Here is a 22,503-nt window from a genome sequence, read left to right as displayed (position 1 = left end):
GGTTCGCGCGAAGTATGTGACCGAATATTTAAATCCGGTCACTCATACGCAGATTTTTCCTGGCACGCGGGAAGTTATAGACCGAGTTTGCTGCGCACGCGCGTCAGAGTGTTGGCAAATTCGCCGGCGTTTATCTCGCCAACCACCCGATCATCGGTGATTTCGCTACCGTTAGCTGCAAAGAACAATAGCGCTGGCGGGCCGAACAGTTGGTAACGATCCAGCAGCACGCGCTGTTCTGCGTTGCTTTCGGTGATGTCGAAACGCAACAGCTTGAATGCGCCCAGCTGCGGTTGAACCTGTGGCGCATTGAGCACTTCATGCTCGATGACCTTGCAACTGATGCACCAGTCCGCGTACCAGTCCAGCAGTACCGGCTGGCCTGCCTCCTTGGCCTGGGCCAGGGCGGCGTCGAGTGCTGCAGGTGTGGTGATGGTCTGCCAGGCGTCCGTTGCTGCTGCCGGGCTGTTGCCTGCAGCTGCGTGGGTGGGCGCGGGCAGCGGGCGCAGCGGGTCGCCCTGGCCATTGAGGGCGCCGTACCAGCAGGCCAGGGCATACACCAGCAGGGCCAGGCCGAGCAGTTGCGCCAGGCGTTGGCGCGGGGTCTTGATCACGAACTCCAGGGCACCCAGGAACAGCGCCACGCCCGCACTCAGGAAACCGACCAGCAGCAAGGTCGCGGGGCCCGGCAGGACTCGGCTGAGCAAGCCGATGGCCAGGCCCAGCAGCAGCACGCCAATGGCGTTTTTCACGGTGTTCAGCCAAGGGCCACTCTTGGGCAGCCAGGCCGCGCCACCGGTGGCGATCAGCAACAACGGCGCGCCCATGCCCAAACCGAGAGCGAACAGCTTCAGTGCACCGCCCAAGGCGTCGCCGCTGGCGCTGATGTACAGCAAGGCGCCGGCCAGTGGCGCCGAAACGCACGGCGAAACCAGCAGGCTCGACAGCACGCCCAGCACCGCCGCACCCAGCAGCGAGCCGCCCTTGGTGCGATGGGCGAGTGTGTCCAGGCGCTTGCTCAAGGCTTGCGGCAGTTTCAGTTCGAACAGGCCGAACATGGCAAGGGCGAACAGCACGAAGAACAGCGCGAACGGCACCAGCACCCAAGCCGATTGCAGCCGCGCCTGCAGGTTCAAGCCCGCGCCGAAAAGGCCCATCAGCGCGCCCAGTACGGCGAAGCTGGCGGCCATCGGAACCACGTAAGCCAACGACAGGGCGAACCCGCGCAGGCCTCCGGCCTGGCCACGCATGACCACGCCCGAGAGGATCGGCAGCATCGGCAGCACGCACGGAGTGAAGGTCAGGCCAACGCCGGCGAGGAAGAACAGTAACAGCGATTTCCAGCTCCAGCTGTGTTCGCTGACCGTCGCCGCTGCACCGGCCGCAACGCCACCTTCGCCACCGATGCTCAGGCGTTCGGTTTCCGGTGGGTAGCACAGGCCCTTGTCGGCGCAGCCTTGGTAGCCCACCAGCAGGGTGAACGCGCGGGGGTCGGTGCGCGGCAGTTCGATGTCGACTACACCGTGATACACCTCGACGTCGCCGAAGAATTCGTCATGCTTGGCCTCGCCCGCAGGGATGACGGGCGTGCCCAGCGCGACGTCCGCAGGCTCGGTGCGGAACTGGAAACGATGGCGGTAGAGGTAATAGCCGTCGGTGGCGACGAAGCGCAGTTTGACGGTTTGCGCATCGGCCTTGACCAGGCTGAGCTTGAACGCTTCGTGTACCGGCAGGAAGTCTGCGCTGTTGCTCAGAGAGGCGGCGCCGAGGGTAGCGCTGGGGCGGTTGTCGAGCAGGCCCGAGGCGAAGGCAGGGCTGGCCAGCAGCAGGAACAGCAGGAAAAACAGGCGGCGCATGGCGGACTCGCGAGGTGGAACATGGCGGGCATGATAGCGGAGTTGGGGAGTGTTGGGGCCATGCTCCCACAAGGGGCGCATGATTCCTCAGACCCTGAACGCACCCACCGCCCGGTTCAGCTCACCGCCGAGGGTTAACAGCTGCTCGCCGTGCTCGCGCCCCTCGCCGATGCGCTGCAGGTTGTCTTCACCCAATTCATGAATTCGCTCGCTGTGCCCACGGATCTCGCTGACCGCGCCGGTCTGCTGGGCGGTGACATCGGCGATGCGCACCGCAGTATCGGCAATGGTGCGGATTGCACTGACGATCTCATCGAGCGCGCCATCGGCTGCCTGGGCTTTGTCAGCCGTGGCTTCGGCGTGTTCGAGCTGCGCCCGCATGCCCGCCACCGATTCACGCGCGGCCAACTGCAGCCGGTCGATCAATGCCTGGATCTCGCCGGTGGCGCCTGTGGTGCGTTGCGCCAGCGAGCGAACTTCGTCTGCCACCACCGCAAAACCCCGGCCCATCTCGCCCGCACGGGCGGCTTCGATGGCGGCGTTGAGTGCCAGCAGGTTGGTCTGTTCGGCAATCGACCTGATCACGGTCAGCACACCGCCAATGGTGGCTGATTCCTCCGCCAGCTGTTCGATCATGCGGGCGTTGCCCTGCACTTCGTCGACCAGTGCCCGCAGGCCGGAAAGGCTCTGGCCGATCACCGTCTGGCCTTGTTCCACGGCACGGCCGGCATCGCGGCTGGCATCGGCGGCAGCGCTGGCATCACCAGCCACTTGTTGGATGGTCGCTTCCAGTTCGCCCAAGGCATCGCGGATCTGCCCGGTGTCGCCCGCCTGGCGCTCGGCGCCGTCGTGCAGGGCGGCGCTCATGCCTGCCAGGGCGTGGCTGCTGCCGGCGACCTGTTCGGCGTTGTGGCGGATGGTGCCAACCAGCTCCACCAGGTACTGGCGCAGGCGGTTGAGCGATTCCTCGATGTCGTGCAGTTCGCGGTTGGTCTTGCCCAAGGCTATGGGGGCGGCGAAATCGCCCTCGGCCCAAGCGGACAACCCGGGGGCCAGACTGGTCAGGGTGCGCGTCAGGCGTCGCTGCAAGGTGTCGATGAGCAGCGCGATCAGCAGGATCAGGCCAATCATCAGCCCCTGCATGGTGCGCACTTCGCTGGCGATCTTCGCGTGCTGTGCACGCACTTCCGGCTCCAGGCTGGCGATGGCCTGTTGCACGGCGTCGAGCCGTTCGTTGGTGCTAGTGGCCAAAGCGGTGCGCTGCTCGATCTGCGCGCGGGTGCGCTGCAGTTCGCCGGGGTAGCGGTTGAGCAGGCTTTGCAGTTCGCGCTTGAGGCCGACGGCGACGTCTTCCTGCTGCTCGCTGGCCTGGGTTTCCAGGCCCAGCATGGCGGCGAAATCATCGGCATTGGATTCGGCCGCGCGCGTCACCCCCAGTAGCGGCAGGCCTTCAATGACCTGGGCCTGCGCGCGGATCAGTTGAAGCTCGCGCTCCACCTCGTCAGCCAGTTCGGCGCGGCCACTGCTGACCAGTTTTTCCCGCGCCAGCGACAGGCGGCCCAGGTGCACGCTGGCGTCGAGCAACGGCAGCAGATAGCGGCTGGCTTCGCTGTTGCCGCTGTCACGCGCATAGCCGGCCAGCTGCTCGAAGTTGCCACCCAGCTCACGTTCGGCCTGCAACAGCAAAGCCTGCGGGTCGCCGGCCAACTTGCCGGCGGCAAGCAGTTCGTTGGCGGCGTACGCCTGCAGGGTGTCCAGGCTCGGGCGCAATTTGCCGGCAAGTGCGTCGGGCCAATCGGTCAGCGCGGCCTGCAATTGCTGGTTGGCATCTATCGCGGCCGCATGGCGCAGCGCGTCGCCACTCCCCAGGTAGGCCTGGATGTTGCGGGCAGCCTGGTTCTGGAACTGTTGCGACAGGCCCAGGTAGCGTTCCATCAATTGATAGGGCCGTTCCAGGGCGCGCTGCGACCACCACAGGGTTGCGCCCAAGGCGATACACACAGTCACCAGCAACAGGGTGTTGAAATTGGTCAGCCACTTCAGGCGCATAGCCGCGAACTTCCTGCGGGGGAGAAGATAGGTGGCTGAAGTTATTGCTATTTTGTGACGTGGTGATGACGGTGGTGGCTTATTGCTATGTTGCGATTGAACGCTAAGGCTCTACCCGCACCACGCAGTTGCGACCCGCATGCTTGGCCCGATACAGCGCCTCGTCAGCTGCACTGGCCATGGTCAATGCATCGAGTTCTTCATCCATCTGCACCACCCCGGCACTGAACGTGCACTGCAGGTCGCTGGGCTGCGCCGGGTAGAGAATCTCGGCAAAGCGCCGGCGAATCTCGTCGAGCACCTTGTGCGCAGCGTCCAGCGCGGTGTTGGGCATGACGATGGCGAATTCTTCGCCGCCGTAGCGGCCGATGAAGTCGCTTTTGCGCAGGCGTTGCTTGAGGAACAACGCCAGGCTCTTGATCACCCGGTCACCCATGGGGTGGCCATGGTGGTCGTTGATCTTCTTGAAGTGGTCGATATCGAGCATGGCGAAGCTCAGCGGCTGGCGCTCGCGGCGGGCGCGGAAGCTGCAGTCTTCGAGCAGTTGCAAAATATGCGTGTGGTTGTACAAACCGGTCAGGCTGTCACGGACCATGCGTGCTTTGAGGTGGCGGGCGCGGGCGGCACGGTTGCGCACCGTGGTGATCAGGTGGCGCGAGCGGATTGGCTTGGTCAGGAAGTCGTCGCCGCCTTCGCTCATTGCGTCGAGCTGTTTGTCCAGGTCGTCCTCGGCCGACAGGTAGATGATCGGCACGCTGACATAGCGGTCGTTGTGGCGGATCACCTTGGCCAGTTCCGGGCCGGAGCAGCCTGGCATGTACAAGTCGAGGATGATCAGGTCGGGTTGGAACTCGGCCAGCTCGGCCATGGTGCGGATCGGGTCGGTCAGGCTGCGGGTGATCATGCCGGCATTGGCCAACACGCGCTCGGTATGCAGCGCCTGGGTGCGTGAGTCGTCGATGATCAGCACCCGCAGCGGATCATGCGGGGCCGTGCTGGTGATCATCTCGAGCTTTTCCAGCAGGCTGGAGGCCTCCAGCGTGCCGGTCAGAAACGCCTGCCCACCCGCGCGCACGGCCGCCAGGCGGGTGGGCGTGTCGGTTTCGTGGTGGCTGAAAAACAACAGTGGAAAGGTTTGTTCCTGGCCTTGCTGTACGCATGCGGCCAACGGCACGCCGCCCCCAGGCCCGTCGAAGTCGACATCCATCACAATGGCTGCGGGCGGTTGTTCAGCCACAGACGCCATGAATGCGACGGCGTTGGGCAGCGGCTGCACGCTCAGGCCGAAGAACTCCAGCTGCTGGGCCAGGCGCTCGGCCCGCTCGTGGTCACGCAACAACAGGTACACGGGTTTACGTGCCGGTCGCAGCAGCGCCTGATCGGGAGGGTCGCCTTCGCGCAAGCGGGTGCGCGAAAGGCGTTGCAGCAGGTGGTCGAGCTCCTGCTTGAGGCGCTCTTGGCTCGGCTCCGCGGCTTGGGTCATGTCCTGACTACTTATAGGTGGGAGGTGCAGGTGCGATGATGGCTCTATGCTAGCAGCTCTTTTGAGGCGTGCGCGTGCGCAGCATCAACAAAGCGTTGATAACGAATATTCAGTTACTGACCCACTGGTCGCTTATGCGTACGGCAGTGTCTGCTTTATAGTGCAGCTACACGGGCTTGCCGTGGCACCCTGGCGAACGCCTGTGGTCAAAGCCCCTGAACCGTCGTGACTGATTAAGGACAAAAGCCATGCTGGACTGGAAAAACCGCGAGGCCAAAGCCGAGCCCCGTGAGCGTGTCGACGGCCGCGGCGCTGCCGCCCGTAGCTACTTGGGTGGGCTCTGGAGCCGTGCCCTGGGGACCCTGATCGGGTTGTACCTGCTGGTCTGTATTGGCCTGGGCTGGTACTGGAGCCAGGAGCCGGAATTGTTCCCGGTGCAGCAGAATGCCCAGGCGGCGGCCGAGCGCAACGGCCAGCAGATGGTGATCGGCTACACCACCATCGAAACCCTCAAGACCGTGGCCGGTACCTTGCTGAACAAGCCGGGTGGCTATATCTCCAACGACCGCTTCCCGCCGGGCCTGTGGATGGACAACATGCCGAGCTGGGAATATGGCGTGCTGGTGCAGGTGCGTGATCTGTCCCGTGCCCTGCGCAAGGACTTCGCCCGCTCGCAGTCGCAGTCCACCGAAGACGCCGACCTGGCCAAGGCCGAGCCGCGTTTCAACTTTGACAACAAGAGCTGGATCCTGCCGTCGAGCGAATCGGAGTTCGAAGAGGGCATCAAGTCGCTCTCGCGCTACCAGACCCGTCTGGCCGCCGGCGACAAGGGTGCGATCTTCTACACCCGTGCTGACAACCTTAACAACTGGCTGGGTGATGTCGCCACGCGTCTTGGCTCGCTGTCGCAGCGCCTGTCGGCCAGCGTTGGCCGGGTCAAGCTCAACACCAACCTGAAAACCGAGTCGGTGGTTGCTGGCCAGGCGCCGCAGGTGGATGAGGAAGTGGTCGAAACCCCGTGGCTGCAGATCGACAACGTGTTCTACGAAGCCCGCGGCCAGGCCTGGGCGCTGTCGCACCTGTTGCGTGCCATCGAGGTGGACTTCGCCGACGTGCTGGCCAAGAAGAACGCCACCGTCAGCGTGCGCCAGATCATCCGTGAACTGGAAGCCTCGCAGGAACCGCTGTGGAGCCCGATGGTGCTCAACGGCAGCGGCTTCGGCATGTGGGCCAACCACTCGCTGGTCATGGCCAACTACATCTCGCGGGCAAACGCTGCGGTAATCGACCTGCGTCAGCTGCTGTCGCAAGGTTGAACATGGCCATCAGCCCAAACGAGGCCGCCCACCGGGCGGCCTCCGACCGCGAGTTGGTCGCCTGGGTGGACGAAGCCGACCAGGTGCTCGGCGCCCTGCCCAGGGCTGAACTGCGTGAGCGCGGCCTGATCGGCCGCTGCACGTTCATTCTGCTCTTCAATGGTGCCGGTGAGTTGTGCGTGCACCGTCGTACCTTGAGCAAGGCGCTGTACCCCGGTTACTGGGATGTGGCGGCCGGCGGCATGGTGGCGGCGGGCGAGGCTTACGCCGATTCAGCGGCACGCGAACTGGCCGAGGAGCTGGGGGTGGAAGGTGCCGAATTGCGCTTTCATGAGCGCTTCTACTTCGACCAACCAGGCAACCACCTGTGGTGTGCGGTGTATTCGGCGGTGTCCGATGCGCCCCTGCGGTTGCAGCCGGAAGAGGTGATCGAGGCTAGGTTTGTCACCGTCGCCCAGGCGGAGGCTGAGAGCAAAGTACTGCCCTATTGCCCTGACTCGCTGGCGGCTTTGCAGCGATATAAAGCCAGCCCGTAGGAGCGGATTCATCCGCGAGGCGCCGGTCCAGACACCTGCATTTCATGGCAAGGACTACGCCCTGTTCGCGGATAAATCCGCTCCTACACAACCGCCCGATTTATCGTTACACTGCGCGCCCTTTTCGGGCTGTCGCAGGTACTTGCGGCAGTAGCGCCGCCCCTGCCAGAGTGGGGCTTCGCGGTCGGCTCCCGCCGACCAGTTTTTGTCCTCAGCACAGAGGAACAAAAGTGGCCAAGAAAGCTTCTTCCTTTTCCGCCCTTGGCGGTCTCGTGTTCTCCACCGACGCTGGTCGGCACTGCCCCGACTGTAGCCAGCCGGTGGATGCCTGCATCTGCAAGCAGCAAACCCTTCCCGAAGGCGACGGCATTGCCCGTGTGCGCCGCGAGAGCAAAGGCCGTGGCGGCAAGACCGTGACGACCGTCACCGGCGTGCCGCTGCCGCCTGGCCAGCTCAAAGAGCTGGCCACCACGCTCAAACGCCGCTGCGGCACCGGCGGTGCCCTGAAAGACGGGGTTATCGAGATCCAGGGCGACCATGTCGAGCTGTTGATCGGCGAGCTGACCAAACAGGGTTTCAAGGCGAAAAAGTCCGGCGGCTGAGGCCATCGCGCGATTTTTTGCCCAGTGCTTTCTAAACTCGTTCCCGTGGCCAGGGTCTATGCCTGAGCACGGATGAATCGTCATTTTCAGCTTTTACACTCGCCCCGCTGCCTGCGGGGCAGTGTCTTCGACTTATCTATAGGGGACTTGAATGTCCGTACGACGCACACGCAAAGACGATGGTAGCCAATGGACCGTGGCCGACAGCCGCAGTGTTTACGGCATCCGCCATTGGGGCGCTGGTTATTTCGCCATCAATGAAGCCGGGCGCGTCGAAGTGCGCCCCAACGGCCCCGAGAGCGCGCCGATCGACCTGTTCGAGCAGGTCGACGAGCTGCGCCAGAGCGGTTTGTCGCTGCCGCTGCTGGTGCGTTTCCCGGATATTCTGCAGGACCGCGTGCGCCAGCTGACCGGTGCCTTTGACGCCAATATCGCGCGCCTGGAATACCAGAGCCAGTACACCGCGCTGTACCCGATCAAGGTCAACCAGCAGGAAGCGGTGGTGGAAAACATCATCGCCACCCAGAACGTCTCGATCGGCCTTGAAGCCGGCTCCAAGCCCGAGCTGCTGGCTGTGCTGGCGCTGGCGCCGAAGGGCGGCACCATCGTCTGCAACGGCTACAAGGACCGTGAGTTCATCCGCCTGGCGCTGATGGGCCAGAAGCTCGGCCACAACGTGTTCATCGTCATCGAGAAAGAGTCCGAAGTGGCGTTGGTGATCGAAGAGGCTGCCGACCTGAAGGTCAAGCCGCAGGTCGGTCTGCGTGTGCGCCTGTCGTCGCTGGCTTCGAGCAAGTGGGCTGATACCGGTGGGGAGAAATCCAAGTTCGGGTTGTCGGCTGCCCAGCTGATCTCGGTGGTGCAGCGCTTCCGCGATGCCGGCCTGGACCAGGGCATCCGCCTGCTGCACTTCCACATGGGCTCGCAGATCGCCAACCTGGCCGACTACCAGCACGGCTTCAAGGAAGCCATCCGTTACTACGGCGAGCTGCGCGCGCTGGGCTTGCCGGTCGACCACATCGACGTGGGCGGTGGCCTGGGCGTGGACTACGACGGTACTCACTCGCGCAACGCCAGCTCGATCAACTACGACATGGACGACTACGCCGGTGTAGTGGTGGGCATGCTCAAGGAGTTCTGCGACGCGCAGGGCCTGCCGCACCCGCATATCTTCTCGGAGAGCGGCCGTTCGCTGACCGCGCACCACGCCATGCTGGTGATCCAGGTGACCGACGTCGAGAAGCATAACGACGACGTACCGACCATCGAAAACAAGGAAAGCCTGCCCGAGACCGTTCAGTGGCTGGCCGACCTGCTCGGCCCGACTGACATCGAGATGGTCACCGAAACCTACTGGCGCGCCACCCACTACATGGGTGACGTGGCAGCGCAGTATGCCGATGGCAAGATCAGCCTGGCCGAGAAAGCCCTGGCCGAGCAGTGCTACTTCGCCGTGTGCCGTCGCCTGCACAATTCGCTCAAGGCCCGCCAGCGCTCCCACCGCCAGGTGCTGGACGAGCTCAATGACAAGCTGGCCGACAAGTACATCTGCAACTTCTCGGTGTTCCAGAGCTTGCCGGACACCTGGGCCATCGGCCAGGTGCTGCCGATCATCCCACTGCACCGCCTGGACGAGGAGCCGCTGCGCCGCGCTGTGCTGCAGGACCTGACCTGCGACTCCGACGGCAAGATCAACCAGTACGTCGACGAGCAGAGCATCGAGACCAGCATGCCGGTCCATGCGCTCAACGAGGGCGAGGACTACCTGCTGGGCGTATTCCTGGTCGGCGCCTACCAGGAAATCCTCGGCGACATGCACAACCTGTTCGGTGACACCGATTCGGTGAACATCTACCAGAACGCCGATGGCAGCGTGTACCACGCCGGCATCGAGACCCACGACACCATCGAAGACATGCTGCGCTACGTGCACCTGTCGCCGGAGGAGTTGATGACCCACTACCGTGACAAGGTGGCCAGCGCGAAGATCACCGCCCGCGAGCGCACCCAGTTCCTCGATGCGCTGCGCCTGGGGCTGACCCGGTCTTCTTACCTGTCGTCGTAACCGCCGGGGCCGCTTCCACTTTTATGTGTGGGAGCGGCCTTGTGTCGCGAAAGGGCTGCAAAGCAGCCCCAGCTTCAGTGAACCCACAACCCTTTTTGCTGCAACCGCCACCCCACCCACCCCAGCGTCACCGCCCGCAACGCCATGAAGCCGAGGAACGCCAACCACAACCCATGGTTGCCAAAGCCACTCATGGCCCACGCCAACGGCAGTGCAATCAGCACTGAAACCAGCATCGCGTTGCGCATCTCCCGTGCCCGCGTTGCGCCGATGAACAGCCCATCGAGCAAATAACTCCACACCGCCACCAACGGCAGTACCGCCAGATACGGCAAGTACGGGTAGGCAGCCGCGCGTACGCTGGCAATATCGGTCTGCAGGTCGATGAACAAGTGCCCAGCCAGCAGGAACAACCCGGCAAAGCCCAAGCTGGTGATCAACGACCAGCCACAGGCCACCACCAGTGAGCGGCGCAAGGTGTCGCGGTCGCGCGCGCCGATGGCATGGCCGCAAAGGGCCTCCACCGCATGCGCCAGGCCGTCGAGGGCGTAGGCAGTCAGCAGCAGGCCATTGAGCAGCAGCGCATTGGCCGCCACCGTGGCTTCACCCAGGCGCGCGCCCTGCACGGTGATCAACAAAAACACCAACTGCAGCGCCAGGCTGCGCAGGAAGATGTCGCGGTTCACCGCCAGCAACGGCCGCCAGGCCTGCCAGCGCTTGAGTGCCGCCCAGGCGATATGGCCGGGGTAGGCGCGCAGGGCAGGGCGGGTGAGGGCCAGGCCGAGCAGCGCCGCAGCCCACTCGGCGATTACCGATGCCCGCGCCGAGCCCAGCACCCCCCAGCCCAGACCCAGTACAAACCAGAGGTTGAGCGCAATGTTCAGCAGGTTGGTGGTCAGCAGAATGGCGAGCGGCGCACGGGCATTCTGGGTGCCGAGGAACCAGCCGACCAGCGCGTAGCTGGCCAGTGCTGCAGGAAGGCCGAGCAAGCGCGTGTGGAAGAAGGCTTCGGTGGATTGTTGCAAGGCCTCGCTCGGTTGCATCGCGTGCAGCGCCAGCTGGCTGAAGGGCAGGGCGAGCAGGCCGATGAGCAAGGCGAAAGCAAGCGCCAGCAGCAGGCCTTGCACCAGGACCTGGCGTAGCGCGGCGCCGTCCGCGCGGCCCGCTGCCTGGGCGGCGAACCCGGTGGAGCCCATGCGCAAGAAGCCCATCAGGCCGACCATGAAGGTGAACAGCGTGGCGCCCACCGCCACTGCGCCAAGCTGGTGGGCGTGGGGCAGGTGGCCGATTACCGTGCTGTCTACCAGTGCCACCAGGGGCACCGAGATGTTGGACAGGATCATCGGCGCGGCCAGGGCCCAGACCTTGCGATGGGTGAGACGGTGCTGCCAGTCGGTGGCAATTTGCGACATTTGAAGTCCTGGGTAAGCGGGGCCCAAGCCAGCCCCCACGGGGCATGCACCGCCTTTGCCGGCGCTGAGGACGCTGTGGGAGCCGGCTTGCCGGCGATTGGGGCGCGCAGCGCCCCCTTTTGGATCGAATAGCCGCATTGTACCGGCCAGCCACCTGCCGTTGCGCTATAGTTGCGCCCTCACGTACACGCTGCCAAAGAGTCCCCACTCCATGTTCAACAAAGGATTGTTGCTGGCCTGCGCGCTGGCCCTGCTCAGTGCCTGTGATTCCTCGACGCCGGACAAACCCGCCGCTACCGAAAAGCCGGCCGCGACTGCTGCAGCCGAGGCCCCGGCGCCCAAGCGCGAGGACCCCGCGGTGCTCGCCAAGCGTTACGAGGGCCGCGAACTGTCCGTGCTGGATGTCTCGGAAGTGCAGCTCGATGGTGCCAGCACCCTGTCGGTCAGTTTTTCCGCACCGCTGGACGCCAAGCAGGACTTCGCCACCAAACTGCACCTGGTCGACACCGTCAAAGGCAAGGTGGACGGTGCCTGGGAACTCTCCGACAACCAGATGGAACTGCGCCTGCGCCACCTGGAGCCGCAGCGCAAACTGGTGCTGACCGTCGACAAAGGCCTGCTGGCGGTGAACGGCAAGCAGCTCGACAGCGAATCGGTCACCCGCCTGGAAACCCGCGACATGCAGCCGACCATCGGCTTTGCCAGCCGCGGCTCGTTGCTGCCCACCCGCCTGGCCGAGGGCCTGCCGGTGATTGCCCTGAACGTCGACAAGGTCGATGTCGAGTTCTTCCGGGTAAAACCCGAGATGCTGTCGACCTTCCTGGTCAACTGGGGGCGCAACAGCAGCCTGTACTACTACCAGTCCAAGGAAACCCTGGCCCTGGCAGACTTGGTCTACAGCGGCCGCTTTGACCTCAACCCGGCCCGCAACACGCGCGAAACGGTGCTGCTGCCGATCGCCGGGATCAAGCCGCTGCAAGAGCCGGGCGTGTACCTGGCCGTGATGCGTGCCTCGGGCACCTACGACTACTCGCAGCCGGCAACGCTGTTCACCCTCAGCGACATCGGCGTGTCTGCCCACCGCTATCGCGACCGCCTCGATGTATTTGCCCAGGCGCTGGAGGGTGGCAAGGCACTGAAGGATGTGAACCTCGAGCTGCATGACGAGAAGGGCAAGCTGCTGGCCCAGGCCAAGACCGATGGCGACGGCCATGCCCAGTTGCCCATCACAGCCAAGGCCGACACCCTGATCGCTACCCAAGGCGTACATACCACGCTGCTGCGCCTGAACACGGCAGCCCTGGACCTGGCCGAATTCGACATCACCGGCCCCCAGGCCAACCCCTTGCAGTTCTTCATCTTTGGCCCGCGCGACCTGTACCGCCCGGGGGAGACGGTGCTGCTCAACGGCCTGCTGCGTGACCAGGACGGCAAGCCGGTCAAGGCCCAGCCGGTAAGCGTGGAAGTGCGCCGACCGGATGAACAGGTGAGCCGCAAGTTCGTCTGGGAGGCCGATGCCAATGGCCTGTATCAGTATCAGTTGCAACTGGCCACAGAAGCCCCGACCGGCCGATGGCAGCTGCTGCTCGACCTTGGCGGTGGGCACAAACAGGTCTACGAATTCCTCGTCGAGGACTTCCTCCCCGAGCGGCTGGCGCTGGAACTCAAAGGCAGCAGCACGCCGCTTTCGCCGGACCAGGCTGCAGAGATCCAGATTAACGGTCGTTACCTCTATGGTGCCCCGGCAGCCGGCAATCGCCTGAGCGGCCAGGCCTACGTTCGCCCCCTTCGCGAAGCGGTGCCCGCGCTGCCTGGCTACCAGTTCGGCTCTGTGACCGAGAGCGAATTGAACCAGGACCTGGAGCTGGACGAAGTTACCCTCGACCAGGCCGGCAAGGCCACGGTCGCTATTGAAAGCCGGTGGGCCGAAGCCCGTTCGCCACTGCAACTGACCGTGCAGGCCAGCCTGCAGGAGTCTGGTGGCCGCCCGATAACCCGCCGCCTCGAACAGCCAATCTGGCCTGCCGAGCGCTTGCCTGGCTTGCGTGGTCTGTTCGATGGCGAAGAGACCGACAGTGACGGCCCGGTGGAATTCGAGTTCCTGGTTGCGGACCGCGACGGCAACAAGCTGGCAGCCAACGACCTGAAGGTTCGCTTGGTCCGCGAACGCCGCGACTACTACTGGAACTACTCGCAGAGCGACGGCTGGAGCTACAACTACAACGAAAAATTCCTCACCCAGAGCGAGGAAAACATTCAGGTCAAAGCCGGCTCTACCGCCAAGCTGACCTTCCAGGTCGAGTGGGGCCCGTACCGGGTCGAGGTGGAAGACCCTGAGACTGGCCTGGTTTCCAGCGAACGCTTCTGGGCGGGCTATCGCGCCCAGGACAACGCCGAAGGCGGCGCGGTGCGCCCCGACCAGGTCAAACTGGCACTGGACAAACCCGCCTACGCCGACGGTGACACGGCAAAGGTCACCGTCACGCCCCCAGCCGCCGGTACCGGGTACCTGATGATCGAGTCCAGCGATGGCCCGCTGTGGTGGCAGGAAATCGACGTGCCGGCCGAGGGCAAGACCTTCGACGTGCAGCTGGACAAAAAGTGGGCACGGCACGACCTTTACATCAGCACCCTGGTGATTCGCCCGGGCGAGCGCAAGGCCAATGCCACGCCCAAGCGTGCTGTGGGCGTGCTGCACCTGCCGCTTGGCCGTGCCGAGCGCAAGCTTGCGGTCAGCCTGCAGGCGCCGGAGAAGATGCGGCCCAAGCAGCCTCTTACAGTGAAGTTCAAGGCCGCTAATGCCGACGGCAGCATCCCCAAACAGGTGCATGTGCTGTTGTCCGCAGTCGACGTGGGCATCCTCAACATCACCGACTTCAAGACCCCAGACCCATTCGCAAGCCTGTTTGGCCGCAAAGCCTACGGCGCCGACCAGCTGGATATCTACGGTCAGCTGATCGAAGCCGGCCAGGGCCGCCTCGCCAGCCTGGCGTTCGGTGGTGACGCGGCCATGGCCAAGGGCGGCAAGCGCCCTAACACTACGGTGACCATCGTTGCCCAGCAGAGCCTGCCGGTAACCCTGAATGAGCAGGGCGAAGGCGAGGCGACGGTCGATATCCCGGATTTCAACGGGGAGCTGCGGCTGATGGCCCAGGCTTGGACCGAAGAGCACTTCGGCATGGCCGAGGGCAAAACTGTAGTGGCCGCGCCGCTGATCGCCGAGCTTTCGGCGCCGCGCTTCCTCGCCGGTGGCGACCGCACCAGCCTGGCGCTGGACCTGGCCAACCTGTCTGGCAGCGCTCAGCAACTGAGCGTCGACATCACCACCGAGGGCCAGTTGAGCCTGGCGGCGAGCGCGCAGCAGACTGTGGCCTTGGCCGAAGGCCAGCGCACCACGCTGATGGTTCCGGTGCAGGCTCAGGGCGGCCTGGGCCAGGGCAAGGTGCATGTGCGGGTCAATGGCCTGAAGCTGCCGGGCGAGGCGGTGAATGCCTTCGAGCGCGAATGGACCCTGGGCATCCGCCCGGCCTACCCGGCAATGCTCAAGCACTACCGGGTGGCCCTCAAGGACCAGCCGTGGACCTTGCCGGAAGCCGACCTGGCCGCCTTCGAGCCTGCTGGGCTGGAAGCCAGCCTGGCCCTGTCGAGCCGCCCACCGCTTAACCTGGCCGAGCAGATTCGCGCACTCGAAGCCTACCCCTACGGCTGCCTGGAGCAGACCACCAGCGGCCTGTACCCCTCGCTCTACGCCGACGCCGAGAGCCTCAAGCGCCTGGGCATCAAGGGCGAGCCGGCCGACGTGCGCAAGCGCAAGATAGAGATGGGCATCGAGCATTTGCTGGGAATGCAGCGCTACAACGGCAGCTTCGGCCTGTGGAGTTCGGACAGTGAAGAAGAGTATTGGCTGACCGCCTACGTTACCGACTTCCTGCTGCGCGCCCGCGACCAGGGTTACGGTGTGCCGGCCGAGGCGCTGAAGAAGGCCAGCGAGCGCCTGCTACGTTACCTGCAGGAGCGCAACCTGATCGAGGTCGACTACAGCCAGAACGCCGAGCACACCCGCTTTGCCGTGCAGGCTTACGCCGCGCTGGTGTTGTCGCGCAGCCAACAGGCGCCGCTGGGTGCCTTGCGCAGCCTGTTCGAACGCCGCGCCGACGCACGCTCCGGCCTGCCGCTGGTGCAACTGGCGGTGGCGCTGGACAAGATGGGCGACAAGCCGCGTGCCCAGGAGGCCCTGCAGGCGGGCCTGGGCATCAGCCGCAGCAAGGGCTGGATGGCCGATTACGGCAGCAGCCTGCGGGACCAGGCGTTGATCCTGGCGCTGTTGCAAGAGAGCAACCTGGCCAGCAACCAGGTCGACCAGCGCCTGTTCGCGCTGTCCGACGAGCTGGCAGCCAACCGCTGGCTGTCGACCCAGGAACGCAATGCGTTGTTCCTTGCCGGCCGGGGCTTGCTCGGCAAGCCGGAAAGCCCATGGAAGGCGCGCCTGGACAGTGCCGGTGAGGTCCGTGAGTTCAACAATGGGGAGTCAGGCATGAAGCTGGAAGGCCCGTTGCTGGCTTCGCCGCTGAGCCTGCAGAACGAAGGCAGCGAAACCGTGTACCAGCAACTGACGCTCTCCGGCTACCCGCGCCAGGCGCCTGCCGCTGGCGGTAATGGCATGGAGATCCGCCGTGAGTACCTGGGCATGAATGGCCAGGCGCTGGACCTGCACAACCTGCGCAGCGGCGACCTGGTGCTGGTACACCTGGCACTCAAGGCCAGCGACGCGGTGCCGGATGCGCTGGTGGTCGACCTGCTGCCGGCGGGCCTGGAGCTGGAAAACCAGAACCTGGCGCAGAGCGCTGCCAGCCTGGACAACGCCAGCAGCGCCGTGAAGCAGTGGCGCGAGTCGATGCAGAACGCCAGCGTGGTGCATCAGGAGTACCGTGATGACCGTTATGTGGCGGCGCTCAAGCTCGACGGCTATGGCACCACCCACCTGCTGTACCTGGCCCGTGCGGTAACCCCGGGCACCTACCGCGTGCCGCCCCCGCAGGTCGAGTCGATGTACCGGCCGAACCTGCAGGCGGTGGGTGATGGGCAGGGTGAGATGACCGTCATAGGGCGCTAACGTGCAGCTGCAAGCTACAAGACAAAGCCAAACGCGGTGGGTCTTCCATCGCCAATCGGCTTGAAGCTTGTAGCTTGAAGCTTAATGAATCACCCAGCTCATCACCCACAACCCCAGCACCAGCCAGATGATCCCGAGGATGATCGAGGCGCGCATGAAAGCGCGGATCGCCGAGTACAGCAGCATCAAACCGACGATAAGGGCGAGGATGCTGACCAGTGAGGTGTCCATACCCAACGTGCGTGCCAGGCCATCGATGAAGTTGCCCCCGGCGTTGGCCAACAGGTTGAACAAGCCGCTCAATGCGTCGACGATGAAGCGGATCAACGAACCCAGTGCCTGGCCAAGCCACTCGAAAAAACCTTCTACATGCATAGTTGCTTCCTGATGAACGAATCGGCGAGGTTGCCGTTCCCAAGCCTTTGGCCATTACCTGGCCAGGTCGGTTCCCGATGCCAAGCTTAGCCCGGCCGCGCACGCGAGCGGGAAGGTTCCTGCGTGCCGGTGTGGTCACCGTGGTCGCGTTGCTTGGCCTGTTGTGGCTGGCTGACCGTATCTGGCCGCTGCCCATGCCGGCTGATGACCTGGCGCGGGTGGTGCTGGCGGAAGACGGCACACCGTTGTGGCGCTTCGCCGATGCCGATGGTGTGTGGCGTTACCCGGTCAGCCCCGAGGAGGTTTCGCCGTTGTACCTGCAGGCGCTGCTGACCTACGAGGACCGCTGGTTCTACCGCCACCCGGGGGTCAACCCGCTGGCGCTGGTGCGCGCGGCCTGGCTCAACCTGCGCGGCGGGCGCGTGGTGTCTGGCGGCAGCACGCTGTCGATGCAGGTGGCGCGGCTGCTCGACCCGCACGATCGCACGCTGGCTGGCAAGCTGCGGCAACTGTGGCGCACGGCGCAGCTGGAGTGGCACCTGCCCAAGCGTGAAATCTTGCAGATCTACCTGAATCGCGCGCCGTTTGGCGGCACGTTGCAGGGGGTGGCAGCAGCCAGCTGGGCTTACCTGGGCAAGTCGCCGATGCACCTCACCCCAGCCGAGGCGGCGCTGTTGGCGGTGCTGCCGCAGGCGCCCAGCCGTTTGCGCCCGGACCGCCATCCCGCGCGTGCCCAGCGTGCCCGCGACAAGGTGCTGCAACGCCTGGGCGAGTACCAGGTGTGGCCTGCCCAGCAACTGAAGGAAGCCGCCGAAGAGCCTTTGCTATTGGCACCGCGCCAGGAGCCTGCCCTGGCGCCGCTGCTGGCGCGCCGCCTGAATACCCCCGGCAGCCCGCCGCTGATCCGCACCACCCTCGATGCCTCGTTGCAACGGCGCCTCGAAGACCTGCTGCTGGGCTGGCGTGCGCGCCTGCCCGAGCGCACCTCGGCCGCGGTGCTGGTGGTCGACGCACAGAGCATGGCCGTGCGCGCCTACCTGGGCTCGGTCGACCTTGCCGATGAGCGCCGCTTTGGGCATGTCGACATGGTCCGCTCGCTGCGCTCGCCAGGCTCGACACTGAAGCCGTTCCTGTATGGCATGGCGCTGGACGATGGCCTGATCCATTCCGAATCCCTGCTGCAGGATGTGCCGCGCCGCTATGGCGACTACCGCCCCGGCAACTTCTCCATGGGTTTCAGCGGCCCGGTCTCGGCCAGTTCGGCGCTGGCCTTGTCGCTCAACCTGCCGGCGGTGCAGTTGCTTGAAGCGTACGGGCCAAAGCGCTTCGCTGCAGAGTTGCGCATGGCCGGCATGCCGCTGGCGCTGCCGCCCCTGGCCGAGCCCAACCTGTCGTTGATCCTCGGGGGGGCCGGCAGCCGCCTGGAAGAGCTGGTCGGTGGCTATGCGGCGCTCGCTCGGGGCGGCAACAGCGCTCGGGTGCGCCTGCAACCCCAGGACCCGCTAGTGGAGCGGCGCCTGTTGTCGCCGGGGGCGGCATGGATCATTCGGCGCATCCTCAGCGGCCAGGCACGGCCTGACCGCGACCCACATGCCGAACTGGTACAGCGCCCTCAGCTGGCCTGGAAAACAGGCACCAGTTACGGCTTTCGCGATGCATGGTCGATCGGTGTCGGGCCGCGCTACTTGATAGGTGTATGGATTGGCCGCCCCGATGGCACCCCGGTGCCTGGGCAGTTCGGCCTGGCCTCGGCAGCACCGCTGATGCTGCAGGTTCACGACCTGCTGAGCAACCGCGACAGCCAGCGAGGGCTGCCCGTGCCGGTCGAGCAGGTGCCGGGCAGCGTTGGAGTCGCCGCGATTTGCTGGCCGCTGGGCCAGCCCATGAACCGCCAGCACCCGAACTGCAGGCGCCAGCGTTTTGCCTGGACACTCGACGGCACCACGCCACCCACCCTGCAGGCGGCCGACCAACCGCTCGGTTTGGGCTTGCGCGAGAGCGTGTGGGTCAACGCCCAGGGTTTGCGTGTGGATGGCAGCTGCCCAGGCGCGAAGGCGCGCGACATCGCCCTCTGGCCGGCGCCGCTGGAGCCGTGGCTGGGGCGTGTGGAGCGGCGAGCCGCTCGGTTGCCGGCGGTTGACCCTAGCTGCCCACCCCAGGTGCCTGCCAGTGCGCCGCCGTTGGCCATTGTGGGCGTACGCAGCGGTGACAACCTGCGCCGCCCAGCGACCAGCGCCGAGCCGTTGCAACTGCATGTCTCGGCGCTGGGTGGAGGTGGGCGGCGTTGGTGGTTCGTGAACGGCCAGCCGTTGGGCGAAACCGAAGGCCAGGACAGCCTGCTGGTTCGCTTCGAGCACGCCGGGCAGGTCGAGCTGAGCGCGCTGGACGAGAGCGGTGAAACCGCACGGGTAGCGTTTCAAGTCAGCGACTAGCCGTTCGACGTTTGCCGGGGCAGCACCTACGCTTGCTGGTGACGGGTGTGACCGGCCGACGCCCCGGCGCCCAAGGGATTGTGGAGCGTCCTATGCGTCCTCTGGTCGTGCCCCTGTTGCTGCTGACCTGGGCCAGCCTGGCCCGTGCCGAACCGTTGCCGGGGTTTCTCGACAGCCACGAGTACGAGCGTCGCCTGCCCACCGCGAACCTGCCGGTTGAACACTACCTACCTGGTGCCACGCAGCTGCGACTTGCAGTGCCTGGCACCGGCGCCGCCGCGCTGCCGGCGGACACGCGCCTGCGCTTGCACAAGGTGCGCTTCGAGGGGGGCACGGTCTATCCGCTGAGCGAGTTGCGTGAGCACTACCAGCCCCTGATCGGCCACATGATCTCGGTGGGCGAGCTGCAGCAGTTCACCGAGCGGCTGACCCAGCGTTACCGGCGTGACGGCTACCCGTTGTCGTATGCCTACCTGCCACCGCAGGACCTCGCCGAAGGCCGCGTGCAGGTGGTGCTGGTGGAAGGGTACATCCATGACTATGAGTTGCTGGGCGATATCGGCCCGGCTGCGGCCTACCTAAAACAGATGATCGCGCGGTTGCAGGCCGAGCGCCCGCTGACCCAGGAAGCGTTCGAGCGCTTTATCGGCTTGACGCAACGTCTCCCGGGCGTTTCGGTAGAGGCGCACGCTGCCGCCGCGCCGGGCCCGGATGGGCACACGCGGCTTACGCTTCGCGTGCAGCGCAGGCCGTTCGATGCCGATGTGACGCTGAGCGATGGTAACCGCAACGATCTGCAGGCGCTGTTCAAGGTGTCGAGCAACGCCCACACACGCTTCGCCGAGCAGCTGACTGCGCGCTTTCTGCTGCCGCCGGGCGATGATTCGATGCATTACCAAAGCCTGGACTACAGCCAGTATCTGGACGCACAGGGCAGCCAGTTGCTGGTGTCGGCTGCGCGTTATCGCGCTGAGCCGGGCACGCGTGTGCGGCTGAAGGATGGCAGCGATGTCACCCAGCGCCGTGAAATCGAGCGTTATTCGATCGGCCTTGGACAGTCACTGATGATTGCGCCGGATGAGTGGGTCAATGTGTCCGGGCGCTTGTATTCGCTGAGTGACCACATCGACGATCGGCGTGCAGGGCAGCTCGAATACGACACGTATGTGCGCGCACTGTCATTCGAGGGCGACTGGCGCAAGGCGGATTCGCGTCGGCTGCGCATCGTCAGTGCCGGGGTTTATCAGGGCCTGGATTACCTTGGGGCTCGTAGCGATGCCGACTACGACATGGACTTCTTGCGCTTTCGGGTCTCTGCCTTGCAGAGCGACCAGCTATTCGACAGTGGGCAGGGCGTGGCGTCGGCGGCGTTTTACTGGAGTGACGACAGGGTGCCCGACACTGAGCGAGCGGTGTTCGGTGGGCAGCATTTCGGCCGTGGTTACCCCCGGGACCAAGCTGCTGGCGACAAGGGGTGGGGGGTAGCTTACGAGCTGAACTACAGCATTAGACCGGGTGACGGCTGGGTAAAGTTGCTGCAGCCCTATGCCGTGCTCGATGCCGCCCAGGCCTGGTACAACGGTGGGCCATTCGAGGATGCGCATATGAGTTCGGTAGCGCTGGGCCTGCGCCTGGGCGATGGGCGCTTAGGCAGTGTGGCGGTTGAAGTGGCCAAGCCGTTGGCGGATGTGGCGCTGGACAGCTTGAACCGTGGGCCGCGGTTGATGCTGACCATCAGCTATCAGCTTGAGTGAGGTTGCCTGTGGAGGCGGGGCCCTGCGTCGCGAAAGGGGGCGCACGGCGCCCCCAGGTTTCTCAGTGGGTAGTAAAGCGCAGATGCACCGGTGAAGAGCTGGGCGTCAGCGCCAGTGCCAGCTGCGTGCGGTTGTGCATATGGGTGAGGCGCAACACCTGCGAGACGTACAGTTTGACGGTGTTCTCGGTAATCCCCAGCTCGCAGGCAATCTGGTAGTTGGTCTTGCCCTTGCTCACCAACCGGGCGACCTCCAGTTGGCGCGGCGAAAGCTTCTCGAACGCTGCTGGCAGCTCGCTTTCAGGCTCTTCGCCATCGGTGGCGCGGCGGTGCACGCCTTGGCCGCGGGCTTTTTCCAGGTCCTGATAGAGCTCGTCGATGCACCCTGCCAGGTCTTGCAGGCGCTGGTTGAGGTTACCCAAGTCCTGGAAGTTGGCTTTGCGCTCGCGCAGCACCTTCTCCTGCCGGCGCAAACCTTCGAGCAATTCGTCGAGGTCCATGGGCTTCTGGTAGTAATCGGCGAAACCCTCGCGCAGGGCGCGGATCACATCCTGCTTCTCGGCACGGCCGGTGAGCATGATCGCTTCGAACATGCGCTGGCGCCCGGCAACTTCCTTCAGCGCCCGAACCAGCTCGATGCCATCGCGCTCGGGCATGTGCAGGTCGCACAACACCAGCCCAATCGCCTCATCCGCTACATAGCGCTCGATGGCTTCGTCGGTGGAATGAGCCGCCACGCAATGGTGGCCCTGGTTTTCGAGGAACTCGCACAACTGTTCGACGATCAGGGGCTGGTCATCGACCACCAGAACCTTCACCTCACTAAATGACTTGTTCACGATCAACTCCCTGTTCGTAAGCGGCCCTGCTCCCGGGCCAGACGCTCTGGCAGCTTAACCATAGACGCTGCTGGCGACCCTGTACAACGCATGTACAAGTTATCGGACAACGGGATTGATTATTGGATCCATACAGCTGTGAGCATGAACCCGGCCAGCACATAGGGCACGAAGGCTTGTTTGTCGCCCATTTCTTCGGTCAATGCCTGCAGGCGCTTCTTCACTTTGGGGTTGAGCAGGGTCCACAGGCGACGGCGCATGAGCAACCACACCAGCACGCTGACGCCAGCACCGATGAAGGTGCCGAGCACGTATTGCGGGCTGGTTGCCAAGGCCAGGGCGCCCATCAATTTGACGTCGTCGGCGCCGAAGCGGCCGAGCATGTAGCCGGGCAAGGTCAGCAGCATGACGATGGCCAGTGCCCAGCCGGCCTCACTGGCGTCGGCACCGATCCAGCTGTGGCCAGTGACGAACAGCCAGACCAGGGCGCACGCTGCTACGCCCAAGGTCAGCATGTTGGCGATCTGGCGTTCGCGAATATCCTGTTCAGAGCACAAGGCAAGCCACATCAGGAGAACAATGCTTTGCATTGGCAGGTCGCCATCCCTATTCGTTGAACACGTCTACCCGTTCACTCAGGTGTCTTCATCAGGGTAGACGCGATCTGACGAA

The 22,503-nt window shown here is 64.7% G+C and carries 14 protein-coding genes; 7 read left to right on the top strand and 7 right to left on the bottom strand.

Features of this window, described 5'->3' with window-relative positions:
- Window positions 1-74: 74 nt before the first annotated feature.
- The 3 genes from ACFY68_RS00190 to ACFY68_RS00180 form a co-directional block, all read right to left on the bottom strand.
- Entirely contained in the window at window positions 75-1,856 is a 1,782-nt protein-coding gene (locus tag ACFY68_RS00190) for a protein-disulfide reductase DsbD (protein ID WP_387522427.1), read from the bottom strand.
- A gap of 87 nt (window positions 1,857-1,943) precedes the next feature.
- Window positions 1,944-3,791, bottom strand: coding sequence for a methyl-accepting chemotaxis protein (locus tag ACFY68_RS00185; RefSeq protein WP_387523013.1), 1,848 nt, complete (start codon window positions 3,789-3,791; stop codon window positions 1,944-1,946).
- 217 nt (window positions 3,792-4,008) lie between these two features.
- Entirely contained in the window at window positions 4,009-5,388 is a 1,380-nt protein-coding gene (locus ACFY68_RS00180) for a diguanylate cyclase (protein ID WP_387522425.1), read from the bottom strand.
- Between the two features lie 248 nt (window positions 5,389-5,636).
- On the opposite strand from ACFY68_RS00180, the gene ACFY68_RS00175 reads away from it, so the two are divergent.
- The 4 genes from ACFY68_RS00175 (at window position 5,637) to speA (ending at window position 9,907) form a co-directional block, all read left to right on the top strand.
- The gene (locus ACFY68_RS00175; RefSeq protein WP_387522423.1) at window positions 5,637-6,704 is read left to right on the top strand and encodes a DUF2333 family protein; all 1,068 of its coding nucleotides are present in this window, start codon (window positions 5,637-5,639) and stop codon (window positions 6,702-6,704) included.
- A gap of 2 nt (window positions 6,705-6,706) precedes the next feature.
- The gene (locus tag ACFY68_RS00170; RefSeq protein ID WP_387522421.1) at window positions 6,707-7,240 is read left to right on the top strand and encodes an NUDIX hydrolase; all 534 of its coding nucleotides are present in this window, start codon (window positions 6,707-6,709) and stop codon (window positions 7,238-7,240) included.
- 230 nt (window positions 7,241-7,470) lie between these two features.
- Complete coding sequence (locus ACFY68_RS00165) at window positions 7,471-7,842, top strand: translation initiation factor Sui1 (protein ID WP_387522419.1); 372 nt, start codon at window positions 7,471-7,473, stop codon at window positions 7,840-7,842.
- A gap of 151 nt (window positions 7,843-7,993) precedes the next feature.
- On the top strand, window positions 7,994-9,907 hold the full coding sequence (gene speA / locus ACFY68_RS00160) for an arginine decarboxylase (RefSeq protein ID WP_387522417.1): 1,914 nt from the start codon (window positions 7,994-7,996) through the stop codon (window positions 9,905-9,907).
- Between the two features lie 74 nt (window positions 9,908-9,981).
- On the opposite strand, the gene ACFY68_RS00155 is transcribed toward speA, so the two are convergent.
- On the bottom strand, window positions 9,982-11,319 hold the full coding sequence (locus ACFY68_RS00155; RefSeq protein WP_387522415.1) for an MATE family efflux transporter: 1,338 nt from the start codon (window positions 11,317-11,319) through the stop codon (window positions 9,982-9,984).
- Window positions 11,320-11,530: 211 nt separating this feature from the next.
- Here ACFY68_RS00155 and ACFY68_RS00150 point away from each other — a divergent pair, with 211 nt between their 5' ends.
- Entirely contained in the window at window positions 11,531-16,432 is a 4,902-nt protein-coding gene (locus ACFY68_RS00150) for an alpha-2-macroglobulin (protein ID WP_387522413.1), read from the top strand.
- A gap of 81 nt (window positions 16,433-16,513) precedes the next feature.
- Here ACFY68_RS00150 and ACFY68_RS00145 read toward each other — a convergent pair whose 3' ends face one another.
- Window positions 16,514-16,807, bottom strand: coding sequence for a hypothetical protein (locus ACFY68_RS00145; RefSeq protein WP_054913171.1), 294 nt, complete (start codon window positions 16,805-16,807; stop codon window positions 16,514-16,516).
- 77 nt (window positions 16,808-16,884) lie between these two features.
- Here ACFY68_RS00145 and pbpC point away from each other — a divergent pair, with 77 nt between their 5' ends.
- Window positions 16,885-19,239 carry a peptidoglycan glycosyltransferase PbpC gene (gene pbpC / locus ACFY68_RS00140; protein ID WP_387522411.1) on the top strand — a complete coding sequence of 785 codons (2,355 nt, stop codon included), beginning with the start codon at window positions 16,885-16,887 and terminating at the stop codon, window positions 19,237-19,239.
- Between the two features lie 92 nt (window positions 19,240-19,331).
- Window positions 19,332-20,993: a ShlB/FhaC/HecB family hemolysin secretion/activation protein gene (locus ACFY68_RS00135; RefSeq protein WP_387522409.1), complete on the top strand. Its 1,662-nt coding sequence runs from the start codon at window positions 19,332-19,334 to the stop codon at window positions 20,991-20,993.
- Between the two features lie 61 nt (window positions 20,994-21,054).
- Here ACFY68_RS00135 and ACFY68_RS00130 read toward each other — a convergent pair whose 3' ends face one another.
- The gene (locus ACFY68_RS00130) at window positions 21,055-21,837 is read right to left on the bottom strand and encodes a response regulator (protein ID WP_387522407.1); all 783 of its coding nucleotides are present in this window, start codon (window positions 21,835-21,837) and stop codon (window positions 21,055-21,057) included.
- 113 nt (window positions 21,838-21,950) lie between these two features.
- Window positions 21,951-22,421: an A24 family peptidase gene (locus tag ACFY68_RS00125; RefSeq protein ID WP_387522405.1), complete on the bottom strand. Its 471-nt coding sequence runs from the start codon at window positions 22,419-22,421 to the stop codon at window positions 21,951-21,953.
- Window positions 22,422-22,503: the final 82 nt, after the last annotated feature.

Origin of the sequence: Pseudomonas sp. NPDC012596 (assembly GCF_042902325.1) — a bacterium.
GTDB lineage: Bacteria > Pseudomonadota > Gammaproteobacteria > Pseudomonadales > Pseudomonadaceae > Aquipseudomonas.
Note: the sequence above shows the minus strand (reverse complement) of the source record. Positions and strands in the feature narration are given on the sequence as shown.